Consider the following 6000-nt stretch of genomic DNA (forward strand, 5'->3'; position numbering starts at 1 on the left):
CGGTCGTCTACAGGGTTGCGCAGGATCAAGGGTTTGAACACTGCGCGTTGGCGTCAGCCTTTGATCGTGGCACGATGTCGAGGTTATCGACCGAGACCCCCAGACCATGCCGCAATCCCAAGCCAAGAATCTGTCCCTGATCGCCGCAATCGACCTGGGCTCCAACAGCTTTCACATGGTCGTGGCCAAGGCCCAGAACGGCGAAATCCGTATTCTCGAGCGTCTCGGGGAGAAGGTTCAGCTGGCAGCAGGTATCGACGAAGAGCGCCAGCTCAACGAAGAATCCATGCAGCGCGGGCTCGACTGCCTGAAACGCTTTGCCCAACTGATCAACGGTATGCCCCCGGGCGCCGTACGGATCGTGGGCACCAACGCCCTGCGCGAAGCGCGTAATCGCAATGAATTCATCCGTCGCGCCGAGGAAATCCTCGGTCACCCGGTGGAAGTCATCTCCGGCCGGGAAGAAGCGCGCCTGATCTACCTTGGCGTGTCCCACACCCTCGCCGACACCCCGGGCAAGCGCCTGGTGGCCGACATCGGCGGCGGCAGCACCGAGTTCATCATCGGCCAGCGCTTCGAGCCACTGCTGCGCGAAAGCCTGCAAATGGGCTGCGTGAGCTTCACCCAGCGCTATTTCAAGGACGGTAAGGTCACACCGGCTCGCTACGCCCAGGCCTACACGGCGGCGCGGCTCGAGATCATGAGCATTGAACACGCTCTGCACCGCCTGACCTGGGATGAGGCCATCGGCTCCTCGGGCACCATTCGCGCGATCGGCCTGGCACTGAAGGCCGGCGGGCATGGCACCGGCGAAGTCAACGCCGAGGGCCTGGCCTGGCTCAAGCGCAAGCTGTTCAAGCTGGGGGACGCCGACAAGATCGATTTCGAAGGCATCAAGCCCGACCGTCGCGCAATCTTCCCGGCCGGCCTGGCGATCCTCGAAGCCATCTTCGACGCCCTCGAACTGCAACGCATGGACCACTGTGAAGGCGCACTGCGTGAAGGCGTGCTCTACGACCTGCTGGGCCGTCATCATCACGAAGACGTCCGTGAGCGCACCCTGAGCTCGCTGATGGAGCGTTATCACGTCGACCTGGAACAAGCGGCGCGGGTAGAACGCAAGGCGCTGCATGCCTTCGACCAGGTAGCCGAAGATTGGGACCTGGATGACGGCGTGTGGCGCGAACTGCTGGGCTGGGCGGCCAAGGTCCACGAAGTGGGCCTGGACATCGCTCACTATCATTACCACAAGCATGGCGCCTACCTGATCGAGCACTCGGACCTCGCCGGATTCTCCCGCGAAGACCAGCAGATGCTCGCACTGCTGGTGCGCGGGCATCGCCGTAACATTCCCCGGGACAAGTTTGCCGAGTTCGGCAGTGACGGCAGCAAGCTGATCCGCCTGTGCGTGCTGCTGCGCTTCGCGATCCTGTTCCACCACATCCGTGGCACCCAGGAAATGCCCCAGGTGGTCCTGCGGGCCAATGGCGACAGCCTGGATGTGTTGTTCCCGGCCAACTGGCTGGATGAAAACCAGCTGACCCAGGCGGATTTTGCCCTGGAAGCGGAGTGGCTGACCCGGGTGGGCTTTACCCTCAACGTCCGGTAGTGCCCCTGTAGGAGCGAGCTTGCTCGCGATGCACGTGAACGATAAAGCTGGCAGCCTGACACCCCGCAGCGCTCTCAGGTTTTTCGCGAGCAAGCTCGCTCCTACATTGATTGCATCGATCGCAGCGAATGCGTGATCGCAGCGAGTGTGGTGATTGCAGTTGCGGTGATTGTGACGGCAGTGACGGCAGCAAAAAAAATGGCGATCCACAGGGATCGCCATTTTTTATGCCCCTTGAGGCTTAACGCACTGCCAGGATCGGACTGCCCAACCGCTCCAGCAACGTCGCCTGCGCACTGCGCGGGTTCTGGTTGCCGGTAGGCGTGTTGCGGATGTAACGGCCGTCCGACTGCAAGCTCCAGCTGTGGGTGTTGTCGCTCAGGTACAGCTCCAGCTCTTTCTTGACCCGCATGATCAGCTTCTTGCCTTCCACCGGGAAGCAAGTCTCGACCCGCTTGTCGAGGTTGCGCTCCATCCAGTCGGCGCTGGAGAGGAACATCTGCTCTTCCCCGCCATTGAGGAAGTAGAACACCCGCGTATGCTCCAGGAAGCGCCCGATGATCGAGCGCACATGGATGTTGTGCGAAACCCCGGCGATGCCCGGGCGCAGGCAGCACATGCCGCGCACGACCAGGTCGATGCGCACCCCGGACTGACTGGCCTTGTACAGCGCGCGAATGATCTTCGGATCAGTCAGCGAGTTGAACTTGGCAATGATGTGTGCCGGCTTGCCTTCCAGGGCGAACTGCGTTTCCCGGGCAATCATGTCGAGCATGCCCTTTTTCAGGGTGAACGGCGCATGCAGCAGTTTCTTCATGCGCAGGGTCTTGCCCATGCCGATCAACTGGCTGAACAGCTTGCCCACGTCCTCGCACAACGCATCGTCGGAGGTCAGCAAGCTGTAGTCGGTGTACAGACGGGCGTTGGCTGCGTGGTAGTTGCCGGTGCCCAAGTGAGCGTACCGCACGATCTCCCCGGCCTCGCGCCGCAGGATCAGCATCATCTTGGCGTGGGTCTTGAACCCCACAACGCCGTAGATCACCACTGCACCGGCCGCTTGCAGACGGCTGGCCAGTTGCAGGTTGGACTCTTCATCGAACCGCGCGCGCAATTCGATCACCGCGGTGACTTCCTTGCCGTTACGGGCTGCATCCACCAGCGCGTCGACGATTTCCGAGTTGGCACCGGAGCGGTACAGCGTCTGGCGCACGGCCAATACATGCGGGTCTTTCGCGGCCTGGCGCAACAGGTCGACCACCGGGGTGAACGACTCGAACGGGTGCAGCAACAGGATGTCCTGCTTGCTGATCACGCTGAAGATGTTCTCGCTGTTCTGCAGCAGTTTCGGAATCTGCGGGGTGAACGGCAGGTATTGCAGCTCGCGCTGGCTGTCGAGGCCGGTGATGCTGAACAAACGGGTCAGGTTGACCGGCCCGTTAACCTGATACAGCTCGGTCTCGTGCAGGTTGAACTGCTTGAGCAGGTAGTCGGAGAGGTGTTTGGGGCAAGTGTCAGCCACTTCCAGTCGCACCGCATCGCCATAACGACGGGAGAACAGCTCACCACGCAGCGCGCGGGCCAGGTCTTCAACGTCTTCAGTGTCGACCGCCAGGTCGGCGTTACGGGTCAGGCGGAACTGATAGCAGCCCTTGACCTTCATGCCCTGGAACAAGTCATCGGCGTGCGCGTGGATCATCGACGACAGGAACACGTAGTTGTCACCGGAGCCGCCCACCTCCTCCGGCACCTTGATCACTCGCGGCAGCAGGCGCGGAGCAGGGATGATCGCCAGGCCAGAGTCGCGGCCAAACGCATCGATGCCTTCCAGTTCGACGATGAAGTTCAGACTCTTGTTCACCAGCAACGGGAACGGGTGAGTCGGGTCAAGGCCGATCGGCGTGATGATCGGCGCAATCTCGTCGCGGAAGAACCGGCGCACCCAGGTCTTGATCTTGGTGGTCCAGTGACGGCGACGGATGAAGCGGACCTGATGTTTCTCCAGCTCCGGCAACAGAATATCGTTGAGAATGGCGTACTGGCGGTCGACATGACCATGCACCAGCTCGCTGATGCGTGCCAGGGCCTGATGCGGTTGCAGGCCATCGGCGCCCGCCTGTTCACGGGCGAAGGTGATCTGCTTCTTCAGTCCGGCCACACGAATCTCGAAGAACTCGTCCAGGTTGCTGGAGAAGATCAGCAGGAACTTCAGCCGCTCCAGCAACGGGTAGGACTCATCCAGTGCCTGTTCCAGCACGCGAATGTTGAACTGCAGCTGCGAAAGCTCGCGATGGATGTACAGGCTGCTGTCATCCAGGCCGGGAATGGCAATCGCCGGTGCCGCCACTGCGGCTTCGACGACCACTGCGGGTGGCGCTGGCTCCAGCTCCGGCGGTGTTTCGGCGACTTGCTCCACCACGGGTTGAGCATCTTTTACGGCAACTTCAGTGAGTCCTTCGGTATTCATGGAATGTTCCTGGGAGGGCTATTTTTGCTCTCGTAACAATTGAGCGGCACGGACGGCAAAGTAGGTCAGGATGCCGTCGGCGCCTGCGCGTTTAAAAGCGGTCAGGGATTCGAGTATTACCCCTTCGCTCAACCAGCCATTCTGGATCGCCGCCATGTGCATGGCGTATTCGCCGCTGACTTGATAAACAAACGTCGGCACTTTGAATTCTTCTTTGACCCGCCACAGGATGTCCAGATACGGCATGCCTGGCTTGACCATGACCATGTCCGCGCCTTCTGACAAGTCCGCCGCCACTTCGTGCAGCGCCTCGTTGCTGTTGGCCGGGTCCATCTGGTAGGAGGCCTTGTTAGCCTTGCCCAGGTTCAGCGCGGAACCCACCGCATCGCGGAAGGGACCGTAATAGGCGCTAGCGTATTTCGCCGAGTAGGCCATGATCCGCACGTTAACGTGATCGGCCAGCTCCAGCGCCTCGCGGATCGCCTGGATGCGCCCGTCCATCATATCGGACGGCGCCACCACCTGGGCGCCGGCTTCGGCATGGGACAGGGCCTGGCGGACCAGTGCATCGACGGTAATGTCGTTCTGCACGTAGCCTTCTTCATCGAGAATACCGTCCTGGCCGTGGGTGGTGAACGGATCCAGGGCAACGTCGGTGATCACACCCAGCTCGGGGAACTGCGCACGTAATGCGCGGGTGGCGCGTTGGGCAATGCCATTCGGGTTCCAGGCTTCGGCCGCGTCCAGCGACTTGAGCTCCGCCGGCGTCACGGGGAACAGCGCGAGCGCGGGAATACCCAGCTCGACCCACTTGGCGGCCTCTTCAAGCAACAGATCAATGGTCAGGCGCTCGACGCCCGGCATTGACGCCACCGCTTCGCGACGATTCTCACCGTCCAGTACAAATACCGGCAGGATCAGGTCGTCGACGCTGAGGACGTTTTCACGAACCAGGCGGCGCGAGAATTCATCACGACGATTGCGTCGCAGACGGGTGGCTGGGAACAGGCGGTTGGCGGGGGTAAAGCTCACGGCAGACTCCTGAGCCCGCGCTGGCGGGCGAGCGTGACAGTTATAAGCTGCCATTATGACCGTCGTATTACAGTTATGTGCACACCTGTGACAGGTAGTCGCATTCCATTGTCCTTGCATGAAATGTTCACGTCGAGACACATTTGGACACTTTCATGAATGTGCCCGAAGGGTTAGGCTGCGCGTTCATTTCGCCAGCACCCAGACAATGCTCCAGCAATTTCTTCAGGAATTCGGGTATTTCGCCCTCTTTCTCGGCACGTTCTTCGAAGGCGAAACCATCCTGGTACTCGCGGGCTTCCTTGCGTTCCGCGGTTACATGGACATCAAGATCGTCACCATAGTCGCGTTCTGTGGCAGTTATGCGGGCGATCAGCTGTGGTATTTCCTTGGCCGCAAGCACGGGCGCAAATTGCTGGCGCGCAAGCCGCGCTGGCAGATGATGGGCGATCGGGCGCTGGAACACATTCGAAAGCACCCGGACATCTGGGTCCTGAGCTTCCGCTTCGTCTACGGATTACGCACGGTAATGCCCGTGGCGATCGGTCTGTCGGGCTATCCACCGGGACGTTATCTGTTGCTGAACGGGATTGGCGCGGCGATCTGGGCTTCGGCACTGTCGGCGGCCGCGTATCATTTTGGTGCCGTGCTGGAAGGCATGCTTGGCAGCGTCAAGAAGTACGAGCTATGGGTGCTGGGCGCCCTGCTCGTCCTGGGCGTGGGCCTGTGGCTGCGCCGGCGCTTCAAGAACGCCCAGCTGGCAAAAAAAGTCTATGCCGACGAGCAGGCATTGAAAGCTGAACAGGCCAAGGCTGCAGCGCCCAAGACGCCCACCGAATAAAACGGTCCCTGCACCCGTAGAGACCGCTCCTGCTCACCCGATGCGCCCCCCCCC

At 61.0% G+C, this 6000-nt stretch carries 4 protein-coding genes; 2 read left to right on the forward strand and 2 right to left on the reverse strand.

The annotated features are described in order from the left end of the window. Window positions 1-106 precede the first annotated feature (106 nt). Complete coding sequence (gene ppx, locus IMW75_RS15995; RefSeq protein WP_045059663.1) at window positions 107-1609, forward strand: exopolyphosphatase; 1503 nt, start codon at window positions 107-109, stop codon at window positions 1607-1609. 241 nt (window positions 1610-1850) lie between these two features. On the opposite strand, the gene ppk1 is transcribed toward ppx, so the two are convergent. Both ppk1 and hemB read right to left on the reverse strand, forming a co-directional pair. Continuing rightward, on the reverse strand, window positions 1851-4073 hold the full coding sequence (gene ppk1, locus IMW75_RS16000; RefSeq protein ID WP_045059664.1) for a polyphosphate kinase 1: 2223 nt from the start codon (window positions 4071-4073) through the stop codon (window positions 1851-1853). 18 nt (window positions 4074-4091) lie between these two features. Continuing rightward, window positions 4092-5105 (reverse strand): porphobilinogen synthase, encoded by a 1014-nt coding sequence (hemB, locus tag IMW75_RS16005; protein ID WP_045059665.1) that lies wholly within the window; start codon window positions 5103-5105, stop codon window positions 4092-4094. Window positions 5106-5313: 208 nt separating this feature from the next. Here hemB and IMW75_RS16010 point away from each other — a divergent pair, with 208 nt between their 5' ends. Then, window positions 5314-5946, forward strand: a complete 633-nt coding sequence (locus IMW75_RS16010; protein WP_045059666.1) for a DedA family protein — start codon at window positions 5314-5316, stop codon at window positions 5944-5946. The last annotated feature ends 54 nt before the right edge of the window (window positions 5947-6000 follow it).

Source organism: Pseudomonas gregormendelii, from assembly GCF_017114825.1.
GTDB lineage: Bacteria > Pseudomonadota > Gammaproteobacteria > Pseudomonadales > Pseudomonadaceae > Aquipseudomonas > Aquipseudomonas gregormendelii.

Coding starts and splice junctions, on each gene's coding strand:
- ppx (WP_045059663.1), top strand. CDS start 107: ATGCCGCAATCCCAAGCCAAGAATCTGTCCCTGATCGCCGCAATCGAC.
- ppk1 (WP_045059664.1), bottom strand. CDS start 4,073: ATGAATACCGAAGGACTCACTGAAGTTGCCGTAAAAGATGCTCAACCC.
- IMW75_RS16010 (WP_045059666.1), top strand. CDS start 5,314: ATGCTCCAGCAATTTCTTCAGGAATTCGGGTATTTCGCCCTCTTTCTC.